The sequence below is a fragment of the Vibrio sp. TMPB1044 genome, from assembly GCF_030442075.1.
In the GTDB taxonomy this organism is placed as follows: Bacteria; Pseudomonadota; Gammaproteobacteria; order Enterobacterales; family Vibrionaceae; genus Vibrio; species Vibrio satsumensis.
On sequence record NZ_JAUJED010000019.1, the window covers coordinates 194,573 to 210,431 of the forward strand.

At 43.0% G+C, this 15,859-nt stretch carries 16 protein-coding genes, 2 tRNA genes and 1 pseudogene; 11 read left to right on the forward strand and 8 right to left on the reverse strand.

What is annotated here, in order from left to right; genetic code table 11:
* Positions 1–34: 34 nt before the first annotated feature.
* On the reverse strand, positions 35–610 hold the full coding sequence (locus tag QQ041_RS12810; RefSeq protein ID WP_017059167.1) for a nucleoside triphosphate pyrophosphohydrolase family protein: 576 nt from the start codon (positions 608–610) through the stop codon (positions 35–37).
* Positions 611–823: 213 nt separating this feature from the next.
* On the opposite strand from QQ041_RS12810, the gene QQ041_RS12815 reads away from it, so the two are divergent.
* Positions 824–1,894 (forward strand): diguanylate cyclase, encoded by a 1,071-nt coding sequence (locus tag QQ041_RS12815; protein ID WP_285954117.1) that lies wholly within the window; start codon positions 824–826, stop codon positions 1,892–1,894.
* Between the two features lie 28 nt (positions 1,895–1,922).
* Here the strand turns inward: QQ041_RS12815 and QQ041_RS12820 are convergent, their stop codons facing one another.
* Both QQ041_RS12820 and QQ041_RS12825 read right to left on the reverse strand, forming a co-directional pair.
* Complete coding sequence (locus QQ041_RS12820) at positions 1,923–2,489, reverse strand: DUF1415 domain-containing protein (RefSeq protein ID WP_017096948.1); 567 nt, start codon at positions 2,487–2,489, stop codon at positions 1,923–1,925.
* 85 nt (positions 2,490–2,574) lie between these two features.
* The gene (locus QQ041_RS12825; RefSeq protein ID WP_146491207.1) at positions 2,575–3,774 is read right to left on the reverse strand and encodes an MFS transporter; all 1,200 of its coding nucleotides are present in this window, start codon (positions 3,772–3,774) and stop codon (positions 2,575–2,577) included.
* 110 nt (positions 3,775–3,884) lie between these two features.
* Here QQ041_RS12825 and QQ041_RS12830 point away from each other — a divergent pair, with 110 nt between their 5' ends.
* Positions 3,885–4,757: a LysR substrate-binding domain-containing protein gene (locus QQ041_RS12830; protein WP_285954118.1), complete on the forward strand. Its 873-nt coding sequence runs from the start codon at positions 3,885–3,887 to the stop codon at positions 4,755–4,757.
* An 89-nt stretch (positions 4,758–4,846) separates the two neighbouring features.
* Here QQ041_RS12830 and QQ041_RS12835 read toward each other — a convergent pair whose 3' ends face one another.
* A complete protein-coding gene (locus QQ041_RS12835) occupies positions 4,847–5,083 on the reverse strand; it encodes a glutaredoxin family protein (RefSeq protein WP_016786183.1) in 237 nt (78 codons plus the stop codon).
* 153 nt (positions 5,084–5,236) lie between these two features.
* Between QQ041_RS12835 and QQ041_RS12840 the strand changes: the two genes are divergently transcribed.
* Positions 5,237–5,734, forward strand: coding sequence for a YgjP-like metallopeptidase domain-containing protein (locus QQ041_RS12840; RefSeq protein ID WP_004734935.1), 498 nt, complete (start codon positions 5,237–5,239; stop codon positions 5,732–5,734).
* Positions 5,735–5,738: 4 nt separating this feature from the next.
* Positions 5,739–7,040 carry a 23S rRNA (adenine(1618)-N(6))-methyltransferase RlmF gene (gene rlmF / locus QQ041_RS12845; RefSeq protein WP_285954119.1) on the forward strand — a complete coding sequence of 434 codons (1,302 nt, stop codon included), beginning with the start codon at positions 5,739–5,741 and terminating at the stop codon, positions 7,038–7,040.
* Positions 7,041–7,129: 89 nt separating this feature from the next.
* Here the strand turns inward: rlmF and pilW are convergent, their stop codons facing one another.
* Positions 7,130–7,897 (reverse strand): type IV pilus biogenesis/stability protein PilW, encoded by a 768-nt coding sequence (gene pilW / locus QQ041_RS12850; protein ID WP_285954120.1) that lies wholly within the window; start codon positions 7,895–7,897, stop codon positions 7,130–7,132.
* A 168-nt stretch (positions 7,898–8,065) separates the two neighbouring features.
* Positions 8,066–9,007: a homoserine O-succinyltransferase gene (gene metA / locus QQ041_RS12855; RefSeq protein WP_060981869.1), complete on the reverse strand. Its 942-nt coding sequence runs from the start codon at positions 9,005–9,007 to the stop codon at positions 8,066–8,068.
* 275 nt (positions 9,008–9,282) lie between these two features.
* Here metA and QQ041_RS12860 point away from each other — a divergent pair, with 275 nt between their 5' ends.
* Both QQ041_RS12860 and QQ041_RS12865 read left to right on the forward strand, forming a co-directional pair.
* Positions 9,283–9,651 carry an ATP-binding protein gene (locus QQ041_RS12860; protein ID WP_146491203.1) on the forward strand — a complete coding sequence of 123 codons (369 nt, stop codon included), beginning with the start codon at positions 9,283–9,285 and terminating at the stop codon, positions 9,649–9,651.
* Between the two features lie 121 nt (positions 9,652–9,772).
* Complete coding sequence (locus QQ041_RS12865) at positions 9,773–10,195, forward strand: DUF3859 domain-containing protein (protein ID WP_048611912.1); 423 nt, start codon at positions 9,773–9,775, stop codon at positions 10,193–10,195.
* A 105-nt stretch (positions 10,196–10,300) separates the two neighbouring features.
* Here QQ041_RS12865 and QQ041_RS12870 read toward each other — a convergent pair whose 3' ends face one another.
* A complete protein-coding gene (locus QQ041_RS12870) occupies positions 10,301–11,407 on the reverse strand; it encodes a M20/M25/M40 family metallo-hydrolase (RefSeq protein ID WP_285954121.1) in 1,107 nt (368 codons plus the stop codon).
* Positions 11,408–11,665: 258 nt separating this feature from the next.
* Here QQ041_RS12870 and QQ041_RS12875 point away from each other — a divergent pair, with 258 nt between their 5' ends.
* Positions 11,666–13,624: a GGDEF domain-containing protein gene (locus tag QQ041_RS12875; protein ID WP_285954122.1), complete on the forward strand. Its 1,959-nt coding sequence runs from the start codon at positions 11,666–11,668 to the stop codon at positions 13,622–13,624.
* A gap of 129 nt (positions 13,625–13,753) precedes the next feature.
* On the opposite strand, the gene QQ041_RS12880 is transcribed toward QQ041_RS12875, so the two are convergent.
* Positions 13,754–13,939, reverse strand: a complete 186-nt coding sequence (locus QQ041_RS12880) for a hypothetical protein (RefSeq protein ID WP_048658547.1) — start codon at positions 13,937–13,939, stop codon at positions 13,754–13,756.
* A gap of 273 nt (positions 13,940–14,212) precedes the next feature.
* Here QQ041_RS12880 and QQ041_RS12885 point away from each other — a divergent pair, with 273 nt between their 5' ends.
* The 4 genes and pseudogenes from QQ041_RS12885 to QQ041_RS12900 all read left to right on the forward strand — a co-directional run.
* The gene (locus QQ041_RS12885; protein ID WP_048658548.1) at positions 14,213–14,875 is read left to right on the forward strand and encodes a DUF2726 domain-containing protein; all 663 of its coding nucleotides are present in this window, start codon (positions 14,213–14,215) and stop codon (positions 14,873–14,875) included.
* A 168-nt stretch (positions 14,876–15,043) separates the two neighbouring features.
* Positions 15,044–15,120: transfer RNA gene (locus QQ041_RS12890), tRNA-Val, on the forward strand.
* A gap of 70 nt (positions 15,121–15,190) precedes the next feature.
* Positions 15,191–15,267: transfer RNA gene (locus QQ041_RS12895), tRNA-Val, on the forward strand.
* A 333-nt stretch (positions 15,268–15,600) separates the two neighbouring features.
* Positions 15,601–15,826, forward strand: a pseudogene (locus tag QQ041_RS12900) (IS481 family transposase); the annotation flags it as partial.
* Positions 15,827–15,859 lie beyond the last annotated feature (33 nt).

The following is a 15,859-nucleotide window of genomic DNA, read 5'->3' on the forward strand; positions in this document are numbered from 1 at the left end:
GTTGGTCGCATTAAACAACCAGTCTTAACCTGGCTTAAGCCGTTAGAGGCTCAAGGTTCGCAGGACGGTAATGTACAGATTTTAGTACTTTACCTTGGCGAACGGTTTTGCCTTCAGATACGAAGTCTTCCGCGCACTTCGCGATGATGTACTCGCCTTTTTGAACCGCCATCAGTTTGATGTTCTGCTCAGCATAGAAAGCTTCAGTTTCTGCGTATTCTGTTTCGTTACGGCACACTTTGCTCATGTTGCTTGAGTGCACTTCATCCCAGCAAGGTAGGAAATCGATTGAGCGGTTTTTAGAAACATTCAACAGTAGATCGATCAGGTAGCTGATTGCTAGGTTGTCTTCTACCTTAGCTTGACCAAGGTGAACCAAACGTCCCATCAAAACATAAACGCTGTCTACAATAGCGTCCGCTTGTTCGATTTTAGAGTCAGCTTCTGCAAGTTCTGTTAGTTCTTCGATCGCTAGAGAGGTGTGTAGCGTATCGCCTTTTTCGTCCATTGTTTCAGGAGCAGCAACAGGCAGATCAAAAGTGCTGCGGAACTCTTCAATGTCGCGGTAAAGGTGATCGTAGATTTCTTGGCTTAGTTGAGAAAGGTTCATATTCCTATCCATTCTGTTTCGTTAATGGGGCATTTTAACAAAGGCGGGAATAGGGTGCTAACGCAAAGTCGAAGAAGTCGACTTTTATTCATTGGACCAATGAGGTATTTTGCATACAAACCAATTGATTATTATGTTTTATTACCCTTTACTCTTCTAAATATACCAAATATTGATGTTGTCATTAAACTCGGCAGCAGTGGGATCCCAGTTATGAACCAAGCCAGTGAAAGTGAAATTGTGATACGACGCTTGTATCAAATCACCAATGATTATCGAAAGGGCTTCGATAGCCAGATCGTTCAGCTGCTTATCATGGGGCTTGAACGCTTCAATCTAGATATTGGAATCTTATCCAAAGTCGATGGTAATACTTATTTGGTTGAACACTGCGTAACACCTGAAGAGGTTGAGCTCAATAGCGGAGATACCTTCGATTATCGTTCTACCTATTGCGAAATTACTTGTAAATCGATTGGTCCTATCTGCATTGAGCATTGCGGTAAACATGATAAGTATGCGACTCACCCTGCCTACCAATCTTTTGGTTTAGAGTCTTACATTGGCATCCCGATCTTCGTTAATGATGAGCTTTATGGCACCTTAAACTTCTCAAGCCCAGCCCCTTATCACCGTGAGTTTAAAGAGTTCGACATCGACGTTATGAGGTTAATGGCTTCATGGATCGAAGTGGAACTGGTTAGAAGACAGCAAGAACGAAAGCTAAAAGAACTGAATGAGAAATTGGAGTACCAAGCACTGTATGACCCTCTGACACATTTGCCAAATAGACGTTGCTTGTTCAAAACGTTGAACGCAGAAGTGGAGCAGTTAAAAGGATCTTTAGGGAAGGGAACCTTGGCAGTTGTAGACATCGATTTCTTTAAACAGGTTAATGATACTTATGGTCACCAAATGGGTGATGTTGTATTAAAGAAAGTGGCAAGCGTACTGAACAATAATACCCAAGAAGGTGAGTTTGTGGCGCGTTTTGGTGGTGAGGAGTTCATTCTTTGGTATCCAAATAAAACACCAAGTTGTGTTGAAGATAAGTTCATGACTCTTTTGCAAAAGATGAAGAAAATCACACTGGATAGAAAGCCTGTCACTATATCAATCGGTGCGTGTCATTTTGAGTTGAGCACAGGGGATACCAAAGGGGAAAGGATGTCGGCGTTAGATAAGCTAATCAAAGTTGCCGATGAATGTCTGTATATTGCGAAACAAAATGGACGAGATCAGTTCATTTCTCGTCCATATCATCAAGAGCGCTCAGGAATATGAGCCAGCATGTTAGCGATTAACTGAACTATTAGCTGAACAGGTAAGGGAACAGTTTACGACGTTCTTCTGGCGTTAAAGATTCAACTCTAGCGATGTTAGTATCTGGAATTGCTTCAGGGTTAGGGTAATGCTTTAACACCTTTTCCATGCTAGCTTCACGAATCAAATGGTAAACCGGATACGGAGAACGGTTCGTTAGGTTTTCATCGTCTTCTGGATCCGCGCCACCAAAGCAATAGTCTGGGTGGAAGGTCGCCACTTGGTAAACACCTTCCCAATCTTCTTGCTTGATCAATGCTTCAATCCAATCAATGAACATGTTGTAGTCAAAGAAATCTTGCAGCATGTTTGGCACGACAACCAGCGTTGTTTCTAACTCAGCGACTGGCGTGTTATCTAACTCTACGAAATGCGTCATGATGTCTTCCAACAACGCTTCTTCCGTATTCGCTTCACTCACAAAGATCTTAATCTGTTTATTACGTTGTGGCTTGGCTGCGAATGGACACAGGTTTAGACCAATAACGACATCATCTAACCACTGTTTTACTTGGTCGTGGATGGTTTGAAGATCTGTGCTTTGAGTGTTCGACATAACAGGTTCCGAAATGAAATTTTGCGTAGGATATCAGAACGGACGTTAATCAAAAGCACTAATTGAGTTACAAACTCAGCCGTAGTTATGCTTGTGCGAGTTTGGACGCCGATACTTGTAGCTGTTTCAACTGGTAGACCCAAGCAAATATCGCGACATAGAAGATTGAACCGCCCGCAATCACGCCATTCCAACCAAACAACTGCCAGCAATATAAGAGTAAGAAACCACCTAAACTGCCGCCGATGTAGTAGTGGACTAAGTAAAGTGCCGTTGCTGTCGCTTTGGCGCTCGGTGCTTTTTGACTCACCCAAGAGTAGGCTAGAGTGTGGGCAAAGAACGCGCCGCCACTAATCAATAACAAGCCCGCTAACATGAACGGGACTTTGTCGACGGCAGAAACCAGCATTCCAATTAGGCTAATGCACACGCCCATCAATATACCGTTTAACGGATCGAAACGAAGTGTCCATTTGTTTGAGAGCTTAGAACTCACTGTTCCGGCCAAGTAACATAAGAATATCAGCGATGCTAAACCCACAGGCACTGAATGAGGTGCGGATACTAGCCTAAAGCCCATTACTGAATACAGGTTTACGAACAGGGCAAAGTTAGCCCCACCAACTAACATCGCGAGCCACAAGGTACGGTTTCTTAAGTGCATCATTACAGAACGGTTATGGTGAAAGAACAGCCCTTTCTGTGGTTTGAAGTTTTGTTGGTCAGGCAGGCTATACGCAATATAGAGTGCGCCAAGCAAAGAGCCGACAACGAAAAACAAAACTGTCGCATGCCAATCGAAATAATCCGTAATCAAGCCACCCAATACACGCCCGAAGATACCGCCTAGTGAGTTAGCCGCAATATAACCACCAATCGCGACTGCGAATGCTTTGGGTGATAACTCCTCGACCATATAGGCAACCGCCACACCAGCGAATGCCGCAACAGCAATTCCCATGAGTGCTCTAGCAATAACCAGTTGTAGTAGGGTAGTTGTGAACACCATGCTCAATCCAATTAAAGGAATAGCGAACAGACTGAACAGAATGATGGGTTTTCGGCCAAAGGTTTCAGAAGCGATTGCCCAAGGCACCAAACTGATGGAGAGCCCAAGTGTTGTTGCAGCAAACAGCCAGTTGATTTGAGTTTCAGATACTTGGAAGTGCTCCGCCATGTGCGGCAAGATTGGCTGAAAGAGGTAAAGGTTACAGAAAATGATAAACGAGCCAATCGCTAATGATTGGGTGATGCGTTTGTATTGAGGACTGCCTTTATCAAACATTTACGTTGTGCCTGCACGAGTTAGTAAGCTATTTGTGAACAAGTTATCAGCACAAGTGTGATTAAAGAAATATATTAAAAATATCACCTCTATATATTAAATATATCGTCATGCTTGAATCAAAACCACTTCGACATTTTCTGGCTGTTGCGCAGTTTGGTAATTTCACTCAGGCCGCCAAAGCGCTGCATATCGCTCAACCCGCATTGAGTATCTCCATAAAAAAACTCGAACAAATGCTTGAGTTGATTCTGTTTCGTCGTGGAGATAAATCCGTCACCTTAACGGAAGAGGGAAAGGTACTGTTTGAGCATGCAAAGCGAATCGCCCAGCAGTTTGATGATGCGCAGCTTGCGATGAATGAGTTAAAGGGGTTGGAGAAAGGCGAGGTGCGGTTAGGCGCTCCAAGCATGATGGGGAGTTATTTTTTCCCGCAAGTTGTGATGGCATTTAAAAGCCAATACCCAAACCTAAAGTTGACCTTGATTGATGCCGGCACCGCATCGATTCGAGAAATGTTGTTAAACGGCGAACTCGATATCGGCGTAATCAACCATGAGAATGTCCCTGATGATCTTGAAACTGACCACCTGTTAAGCTCAGAAATGCTAGCGGTCGTTGGCAAAGATCACCCACTGGCAACGCAACCATCCATCACCTTTGAAGAGTTTTTTGCTCAAGAGCTGATCATGTTCAAATCAGGCTACTTCCACCGTGATTTTATCGATGCTACTTGCAAGAAGTACAACCTCGATATGACCATCGCGTTCGAAACCAATTTATTGCCGATGATTCTTTCTATCGTGAAGCGAGAGTTTGCCATCACCGCTTTGCTCAGTTTGGTTACAGAATACGAGGAAGACGTAGTAGGCGTGCCATTTAAAGACCCTGTGAAGCTGAATCTATCTTTGGCGTGGAGAAAAGAAGGGTATCTGTCAAAAGCAGACCGAACCTTTATCGATTTCGTTAAGCGGTATGTGTGATTTAGAATGTCATAGACAAAACAAAGCCCGAACATCCTAGGTTGGACATTCGGGCTTTGTTTGTAGAAATATAAGTCTCTTAAATCACGTTAAGTGTTCTTTGAGTTATACATCTTATCGAAGTTCTTCTGATTCCAGCCGACCATCACTTGATCGCCGATCTTAAGCACGGGGATAGAACGAGCACCCATCGCTTGTAATTCTTTACGACCACGCTGCATCTTTGCATTCGTCAGGCGGTAAACAATTTTCTTAGAGTCTAAATACCTTTGGGCATCTTTACAGTGCGGGCACTTGTCTGCGACGTACAATACAACACGTTTCATTTTTACAATCTCTTTTTGAGTCTAGCTCTTGGTGAATCTCACTAAAGTGTAACGAATCCTAGGTGATTAGCAAAGTGTGATCAGTTACACTATGCGGCTCAATTTTCAAGACCACAACGTATTGTCGTGGTGTAACTTGTACGGTCTTTCAGCATGCATCCTTCTTTACGCTATATTCAAGGCTATCCAAAGCACATACTTGATCCTGTGACGCAACTTGTTGAGTCGGGAAAATTAGTGCCGTGGTTTGAAGCTCGCTACCCAAAGAATCATGAAATAAAAAGCGAGAAAGCCCTGTTTGACTATGCGATTGAGATAAAAAATCGCTACATGAAAAAAACACCACCGATCAGCAAAGTGATTTACGACGGTAAGATACACCTAATCAACAATGCGTTGGGTCTGCATTCTTACGTTGCCAAGAATCATGGTGGAAAGATCAAATCAAAGAATGAGATTCGTATCGCCAGTGTTTTTAAAAATGCACCAGAACCTTTGCTGAGAATGCTGGTGGTACACGAACTGGCGCATATCAAAGAGAAAGAGCACGACAAAGCCTTTTACCAACTATGCTGTCACATGGAGCCGGAATATCATCAACTTGAGTTGGATGCCCGTTTATTCATGATGTATTTAGATTTAAAGAAGTAGCCCAATGAGCCAATCACAAAATAGAACGACGCTAAGCCTGTCGAAAAACAGCACTTCATCAGTAAAAACAAAAGACAATAAAAATAAAGAAGGTAGCGACAAGCGTATTTCTACAAAGAACACATCTGATAAAAGCCGCAAGAATAGTGCACCGAAAGGTGCGGGCAATAACAAAGCAAAGCGACCTTTTGCAAAAGATAGCAAAGGCAAACCGGGTTCAAATAAAGGATCATCGAATAAGGGTTCTTTCAATCAAACGGCTTTTAACAAGAACGCAGCCCAGAAAAGACGTTCGGCTGAAAAACCTCAAGGTGGGTTACACCCAAGAAACCAGCACACTGGTCGTTATGACTTTGAGTTGTTGGTTGCAGCCTTGCCCGAGCTAAAAGAGCATCTGATCAAGAACCCAGTGGGTGAAGACACCATTAATTTCTCTGATCCATTAGCCGTTAAGCTACTCAACAAAGCTTTGTTGGCGCATCACTATGGCGTTAAACATTGGGATATTCCTGCAGGTTACTTGTGTCCGCCAATTCCTGGTCGTGCAGACTACATTCACAGAGTAGCTGACATCCTTAATAGCGATGGCCAAGGCGAACCTTATAACCACGCGTCTGTGAAAGCGCTAGATATTGGTGTTGGTGCAAACTGTATTTACCCAATCATTGGTGCGACAGAGTATAAGTGGCGCTGCACGGGAACTGATGTCGACTCAGTCTCTATCAAAACAGCGAACTTCATTGCGGAAAGTAACCCTAATCTAAAAGGTAAGATCCGGGCTCGCCTACAAGCGGACTCTGAATCTATCTTTAAGGGTGTGATTAAAGATAATGAACGTTACGATGTCACTATTTGTAACCCTCCATTCCATAGCTCTCTTGAAGAAGCGGAAAAGGGGTCACAACGTAAACTGGATAATCTAGCGGCAAACCGTGCTAAGAAAGCAGGTCAGTCATTCAAGCCAGAAACGAACAAGAAGCCAGTTAAGTTAGATAGATCAACTAAGCAAGATAAACCAACCTTAAACTTTGGTGGTCAAAAAGCCGAGCTTTGGTGCCCGGGTGGCGAAGCCGCTTTCATTATGAAGATGGCAAGAGAGAGTCAACTTTTTGCTACTCAAGTCTTGTGGTTTACGACATTGATTTCTAAGAAAGATAACGTTGATATGGTTCGTTCAGAGCTTGGTAAGCTACGAGCTAAACAAGTAAAAGTCGTGGAGATGTCGCAAGGCCAGAAGGTAAGTCGCTTTATCGCATGGACCTTTATGGACGACGAGCAAAGACAAGAGTGGATTGCGCTCAAATAGCCGCTACACTTAGTTAAGATATTAAGCTGAAATTACGAACGGGCTTGTTGTTAATGCAACAAGCCCGTTTTTTGTGTTTTGCATATACGCTAAGCAGAAAGTAACTCATCTAACTTACTCTGATATTTCTGTTCTAGAGCTCTGTTACCTGCTTTGTTTTCGAGATCGACCAAGATTTTAAGCGATGGAATTTGATAGCCATAACGCTGGTGGAATTTGAATAAACGGAGTCGAGCGTCATTGTAATTGGCGTCACTCACTTCAATTTTTGATAACTGTAGTATCGATTTTACGCGGTTTGGATCGTGGTCAATCGCTCTGCTGAAGTAGTACTTCGCTTGGTCGGTATTGCCAGCCTTAAATGCGCAAAACGCGGCATTTTCATAACTTGCAGACACCAAGTAGTAGTAGGGCTGGTCGATAGCACGATTAAAGTATTTATCGGCTTGTTCGTATTCGCCTTGTTTACACAAGAATGTACCGTAGTTGTTCAATACATTGCCGTTTCTTGAATCGAGACTGAGCGCTTTGCGGTAAGTGGTTCTCGCTTCGTCTACTTCGCCCACTTGTTCGTAGTAATGCGCCATTGAAAGCCGAGCACGGTAGTAGCTAGGTGCGTGTTTAATTGCGAGCTCAAGATTTTCACGCGCTCTTACCATATTGCCTTGTCCCATATAGCCCAAACCTAATTCGATTCGAGATTCAGACATCGCAATAGGGTCACTTTCAATTTTTGGTGGCCCCTCAGTAACAGAGACGCAACCGACCAACGAAATCAAGGCGAGTAGAACCACGCTTGATAATGGATGGGGTCGGGATGACGAAATCGGGTTTGAGAATGACGGCTTGGCAGGCATGTGAAGCTCCTTATGAACACCAACCCATCATATAAAATCAAACCCATTGAAGTGTTAAATCTATTATGGAATGCGACTCAACCACCATAAAAAAACGCGTCCAATTCGTCGTTTTATCAACAACCTACTGAACACGGCTTTATGTGTTTTTGAATCGGAATAAAGAACTTAATCGTCTTTAGTGAAATTTTCTTCGCTGAAATGATCCAAATCATAAGGCGTTTGTTGGTAAACGCAGTAGTTTAGCCAGTTAGAGAACAACAAGTGCCCATGACTACGCCAGCTTGCAACAGGCTTGTTGTCTGGATTGTTGTTCGGGTAGTAGTTGATTGGTATAACAGGCTCCATGCCTTCACCTAAATCACGAATGTATTCATTGTGAAGTGTATGGGAGTCGTATTCAGGGTGACCTGTTACAAACACGTTTCGCTTATCTTTGGTCGCCGCTAGATATACACCCGCAACATCAGAAGTCGCAAGAACATCAAGGTCGGTATGCTCAGCTAAGTACTCCTGAGAGAAGTCAGCATAGCGAGAGTGCGGTGCCAAGAATGTATCGTCGAAGCCACGTAAAATAGGGTGGTATGGGTTATGTATCTCGTGGTTATAAACACCAGATAGCTTCTCTTTACGAGTACGTTTAGGCAAATCATACAATAACTTCAAACCAGCCTGAGCCGCCCAACATACGTATAGAGTTGAAGTCACGTGTTTGTTTGCCCATTCCATGATGGTTTTTAAATGATCCCAGTAGATAACATCTTCAAATTGAACCAAGCCAAGCGGCGCACCAGTGATGATCAATCCATCAAAGTTTCTTCCTTTGACCATTTCAAATTGGCGGTAGAAGTTATCAAGGTGTTCAGTCGGTGTGTTTTTACTTGGCCGGTCATCAATGCGCAGCAGCTCTACGTCCACTTGCAATGGGCTGTTTGATAGTAGGCGTAAAAATTGAGTTTCAGTTTCAATCTTTTTCGGCATTAGGTTGAGGATCAAGACTCGAAGTGGACGAATTTCCTGTGTCGATGCTCTTGATAACGGCATAACGAAGATGTTTTCTTCACGAAGAACATCAGATGCTGGCAATTGGTCTGGAATGCGAATAGGCACAGCTTTCTCCCTAAGCTAGATATGTAGACGTCTATACATCTAAATCTATAGTAGTTTGATACGCTTGTCGATATGCAAAATGGATAGATGTAAATTATTTGTGTTTTCTATCAGAAGCAATCCACGGGCTTCGAGGGAAGTCTCGTAGTAATCAGTGATTACCTGACTCTAGTGTAAGGACTTGGTTTTCGGACGCAGAGTAAAGGCAGTTATCAGAGAAACTCTTTATTATTTACGATAAACTCATGGTTTCGAATTAGCCTGTAAAGTGACAGATGAAGTTAATACTCATTCGAGGGTTGCCCGGTTCTGGCAAATCAACAAAAGCAAAAACCTACGATGCATTGCATGTTGAAGCCGATATGTATTATGTGAATGAGCAAGGTGAGTACCATTTTGACCCTAGGCAGCTGCAACAAGCACATGAGTGGTGTCAGAACACGGCTGAAAATGGTCTAAAGCAAGGCCTTGATGTCGTGGTCTCAAATACCTTCATCAAACAATGGGAAATGAAGGCTTATCGTCAACTTGCACTTAAATACAACGCTGACTTGGTGATTGAAGTTTGCCGAGAGAACTATGGCACTATTCACAATATTGAACCTTCGGTGATCAAGCGAATGGCGAAAGATTGGCAAGAATAGCCCTGTCTGTACTTTCTGCTAACAAGCATTTAGCTAGCATTTGTTTCATTAGAACTTGGCTAACGAGTCGACGTCAACAAATGATGAATATTAAGTAATACATAATTATTAGGTAATACACATGGCAAAGCGCTCTGTTGTGGTCGACATGACCTCTTATGGTATCTACTCTACATGGGATTCAAAATCTAAAGACCTCCCAAAAATCCAAGAGTTCACCACCATCGTTGATGCTGAAATCGACGTGGAGTTTGGCTATATCTTGAATATAAAAAAAGCCAAAGGCGAGAAGATTCGTTACTGCATTTATCACCCGAACATCACCACTGATAAAGGTGAGGTACTTGAACCGTTCGATGGCGAAGAGTATGTCGGCAACAACGACTGGGATTTTTACTTAGGTGACACTATTTGGGCGCCTGTCTCGAACAAGCTAGGCAAATGGCGTATGACGGTCGAGCTAAAAGGCAACATCATCGCAGATAAGACATTCGATTTAGTAGCGAAAGACGAAGGCCAGTTCTGGAAGCGTAGAGGTTTCTAGGTTCGAACTTTCAACTAAGTACAGACACAAAAAAGCCGAGTCATATGTGGACTCGGCTTTTCGTTATGAGCTAAATGGTAGTCTCCATCTAGCTCACAAGTAAGATTATTGTGTTACGTAAGCCACAACAAACTCAGTGATAGCAACCATGTCTTTCACTGCGATGTACTCTTCAGTGGTGTGTACTTTCGCCATACCAGTCGATAGGTTAACGGTTGTTAGACCTTTCGCATTGAAGTTGTTTGCATCACTACCGCCACCGGTGCGTTTGGTGTTTGCCGTTACGCCAAGCTTTTCGAACGCTGATTTGATCGAAAGAATATGCGGGTGATCGTCTGCAATAACGAATGCATCGTAAGCACGAGTTGATTCGATTTCTACTTCAGCACCGAACTGCTTTGCGCTCTCTTCGAATGTCGAGATCATGTGTTCGACTTGCGCTGTTAGCTTTTCGCCGTTTAGGGAACGAGCTTCCGCAACCACTTTAAGCTCTGGCATTACGATGTTAGTCGCTTGACCGCCTTCAATAATACCAACGTTTGCTGTTGTTTCTTCATCAATACGAAGCAGGTTCATCTTAGTGATAGCGTCTGCTGCCACTTGAATCGCGCTGATGCCTTCTTCTGGTGCTAGACCAGCATGAGCAGGGCGACCTTTAATCTTAGCAACGATTTTCTGTTGGCCAGGTGCTGCATTTACGATAGTGCCGATCGGACCGCCCGTATCTAGTACAATAGCGTGCTCAGATTTAATGTAAGACATATCGAAGTTCAAAGAACCAAATAGACCACCTTCTTCGAATACTGTGAATGCAATTTCAATGGTTTTGTGTGCTTGGCCTTCAGCTTTGATTACGCGAATTGCTTCCATGATAGCCGCAATACCAGACTTATCATCACCACCTAGAATTGTGTTGCCTTTTGAACGAATGATGCCGTCTTCGATGATTGGCTCAATGCCGATGCCTGGCGTTACAGTGTCCATGTGGCAGCTGAACACTGTGCTGCCTGGAAGAGTGCCATCAAGACGAGCGTAAATGTTGAAACCATTAGACACTTCTTCAGAAACCGCCAGTTTGTGAACTTCAAAACCTAGTTCACCGAGTTGCTCAGCTAAAGCTTCAGCAATCGCTTTTTCGTTACGAGATTCACTATCAATTTTCACTAGATCGCAGAAATGTTCTACAAGACGTTGTTCATTAATTTGGGTCATTGTTAATTCTCATTATGCTTCCGCTTGTTCTAAAGAAGCCGCGGAGGTAGGAACAGGAAAATTACTATAACGCCAATGTGGTAGATGATTGTCTGAGTTAAATCAAGAAAGTTACCTGATTATTCTATTTAATGAGAAAAACACTACTCAGATCTACCAGTGCACAGGATTTTAATCTGTATATCTGTCGGGTATAATGTTTAGCCGCTTTGAAAAACGTCGATGAAATTGGAATACAATCAATAATGGCGCAGATAAATGAATAGAAACAATGTGTTAGGTTCATTCCTCCTCGTCATTCTGATGAGTGTTGTGCTTGGGCTGTATTTGCTCTATCCAACTTATGACGACGATTTAAAGCATATCCGCCCTGAAAACCCGAGTGTTTATAGTCCAGAGAAAGAGTTATTACTCTCTCAATATGGATCTGCATTGATTGATATTCTCGATATATCCCGTGGTGATCCTAATCTAGCTTCCAAACAACTCGAAGCTCTGCAAGTCAAGTTCCCAAACCAAGATAAAGCCATCTATCGTGCTTACGAATTGATGATTTTGTCGAACCTCGCCCAACACAAACTGGATACCGAAGCGGTTTCCGAATACGTCAGACAGATTAAAGCACTCGCACAACACGAACATATGGGTTGGCTAAAGGCCCAATCTCTAGTTGAGTTGGCGATCGAATACATCAGTAAGGGTGAGTTAGCGGAGTCTGAAATCCAAATCAGAGCAGCGATAGATATCGCAGAATCGCTCCACTATGAAGAGTTGTTGATTAAGGCCTATAACACGGCTGGTGTCATCAACAATATCCGCAATGACTTTCCTGAAGCTCAATACTTTTTCCATAAAGGCTTAGATCTGGGCAAGAAGTACCCTCATCACATCTACAACAGCAAGTTAGTGTCTAACATGGCACTGCTTTATATCTATTTGGAAGATTGGCCTAAAGCACTTGAGCTGATTCAAAAAGCCAAAAGACTCTATTATAAGAGCGGATTACTTGAAGCGTCTACCATAGGTGTGTTGCATGTGAATGAGTCTTTTGCCTATCTGCGCAGTGGTGAGTTAGTGAAAGGCCGAGAGGCGTATCAAAGTGCTGCCAAACTCAATGGCGATAACGTGAGTGAGCGATACAAAATCATCTTGTTAAAAGCAGAGAGTGATGTGTTGTTGGCGGAAAAGAACTTTGAGTCAGCACGGCAAGTCGCAAACCTGTGCCTTAGATATCCGAGAGTGGACAGATACACACTTCAACTGGGTCAGTGTTATTTAAACAGAGCCTTAGCTAATATTGGTCTGAATCGAGACAATTTTGTCTTTGCAGATCTTAAGCGGTCGTATGCAATGTTCGACATTGTTGGCTCTCGAAGTTGGAAGGTTCTCGGTTTAAGAACACTTGCAGAATACTATGACTCAAGAGGCGACAGCGAGAACGCACTTCGCTACTTCAAACTCTACTACAAGGGTAACAAGGCACTGTTGTTTGACAAGCGTCAGAGCGATATTTTCTTGCTCGAACAAGATTTTGCTACGGCATCATTAGCTAAAGAGAATGAACTGCTAAATGCAGAGAAAGAGTTGGGTGAGCTGACCTTAGATAAGCAGCAGTTACGAAATCGAATTGTTGTCGCGTTGGGTATCATGGTGATGTTCAGCGCCGCGTTACTTTTGATAAGGTTGCGCTCCATCCAGAAGACCAACAAAGAGTTACTCAAGCAATCAACAAGATGCGAACTGACAGGCTTATACAATAGGCGTTACTTGGAACAACTGTTAACTAAGCCAATACCACACCATTTGTCGCCATTCGGGTATACGCTCGCTATTCTTGATTTGGACCGCTTCAAACAAGTTAATGACACTTATGGGCATGATATCGGCGACCAAGTGCTGGTGGAAGTCGCTAAGCGTTTGGAGAAAATATTATCAACAAATGATGTTGTGGCAAGATGGGGTGGGGAAGAGTTTGTTTTGTTGCTTGCTGGGAATCAAGAACCTGATAAAGAACTTGAGCTGATAAGGCAAGCGATCGCTGACCAACCGATTGAAACGCATTCTGGCTTACTAGAATTAACTACATCGATTGGTGCGACGACTCATCTAACGGAACAACAGTTAAATAGTCGTACCTATAAGAAACACTTAAAATCGGCAGACGACGCTTTGTATCAAGCTAAGCAGTCAGGGCGTAATAAAGTCGTTATCGTTTGAGAACCCAAACTTGGTTAATCCCCTGTAATCAGGAAACCTGAACTTCCATAACTAAGCGATAAGAGTGCTTATCTGAAATAATACAGCTATCTACTCTTATTCGCTTAATTCAGACTTTGATTTGGTGAATTATTTAGCGACACCTTGAAGCATTTCAACCAGTTCGCCTTCTGTAGAAGGTTCTCTTGCTAGTTCAATCACAGCGGAAGCGCCACCTTTTAACATGTAAGCTCGAGTTCCGCAGTGGTCATAGTGGAACCATTTGCCATCAACACATACGTCGGTATAACATCTTGGGTCTTGTTTAAGTTCCATATCAACTTCCTTATTAACATCTGTCTAACGTTTTTTAGACTAGTTGATCACAAATTCAAGTAAATTGATCTAAATCAATCTAGAGTGTAATTGATGATTTGATCATCAAAATAGGAGAGATGTGTCTAGCGCGGGAGCGAGCTCTCGGTGATTACAGCGCTCAAAGGTCGTGATTTTGGTTGGTAACTCTCGCTCTTTTGCTTGCCAGGTGGTGTATTTCTACATACGCTAGCCACTCTCTTAATCCCTATACAGACTTGATTGTGTTGGAAAATGACTAATATCTTTATCGTTGTGATTGTTCTGGTAGTGTTCTTTTACTTTATTCAAAAGTATGTAGTGAAACACGATGACACCAAAGACCATGCTTACCAGAAGAAAGGGGCGTTGATGTCGGCGCAACAGGCGACATTCTATAATGCGCTAAAATCTGCTGTGGGTAACCATGGGGAAGTGTTTGCTAAAGTCAGCATGTCGAACGTGCTTGTTCCAGCTAAGACGAATAACAAGAAGAATTGGTTTATCGCCAACAACAAGATCTCACGTAGTTACTTTGATTTTGTCGTCTGCGACCCACGAACGTTAGAACCCCGTGTGATCATCGAACTCGATAACGGTAAAGAGCTCAATAAAGGGAAAGTCGACCGCGAAAAGCTACTGATTCACGTTTGTAAATCAGCAGGCTTGCCACTGATTGGTGCATCTATTAAACACAGCTATCAAGTGAGCCGTTTGAAGAGGCTACTGGCAGCCCACATCGATTTGATCGAGCCATCAAAAGAAGTTCGATTCTGTAAGAAATGTGGCAGCCCGATGATCATCAAACTGGCAAGCCAAGGCGATTACAAAGGTCGACGATTCTTCACTTGTAGCCGCCAGCCTAACTGTACGTATACCGAGAATTACAACGTCGTGTTCGATGTAGATGAGGAATAACGTAAAGTAACACTCAATACTTAGTGTGATGTAACTCAACTTTATTTGCGTTTCACGTCTAAAAATTCAACGTATTGGTGCGAATAAGAGCAAACGGTTGATTCAAGTGTAATTTCTACTTGCGCCGCAATAAATCAGTCGTTAATATCTTCCTCGTTCTAAAGGAATGCGTCCGTAGCTCAGTTGGTTAGAGTACCGCCTTGACATGGCGGGGGTCGGTGATTCGAGTTCACTCGGACGCACCATTCCTTCTTTAGTTTTTATTGCATAACTATTGAGTTTGTCACAATGGTAGTAATAAGAAATTAGAACATCGCCCGCTTAGCTCAGTTGGTTAGAGTACTTGCATGACATGCAAGGTGTCACTGGTTCGAGTCCAGTAGCGGGCACCAAATTCAAAAAGAAAGCCCACCTAGTGTGGGCTTTTTTGTACCTGTCACATTTACATAGTTATTCATTTCGTATCAGCCTCAATGGTTTTGTTTCAGCTGACTCTTGTCTGGTTAGGCACAATTAGTTCCTTTCGTGCCCATGCAGTGCCCACGTTCAACTAACACGGCTAGTTTAGGCTGTCGCTACGCTCTCACCACTAAGAACTTAAATCTCAGCATACTCTTGGACAAAAACTTCTTAGAGTAATCAGTTTAGCTAGACAGATGCGAATAAGTGTAAATATAGAAAATTGCTTAGTTAATTGTCCAGTTTGGCTGGAGCAATTCAGTATTCGAGTGAACTAGCATGATTACCAACTTTACTTGGCCATCAATGATGACGACCACGCTAAAACCATGCCGCCATAAACCAATGATATCTGCGAACGCTTCCACAAGACCATATTGAATAATTTCTGCCAAATGACGTCCAGAGAGAAACTCAATGACTCAATGACTCAATGACTCAATGGATAAGTTGCAAAAAATCTGGGCCGAAATGAATCTAGCCCAGATGTAATCTGAAAGGCTCCGAGTCAAAAGTAGGTGACTG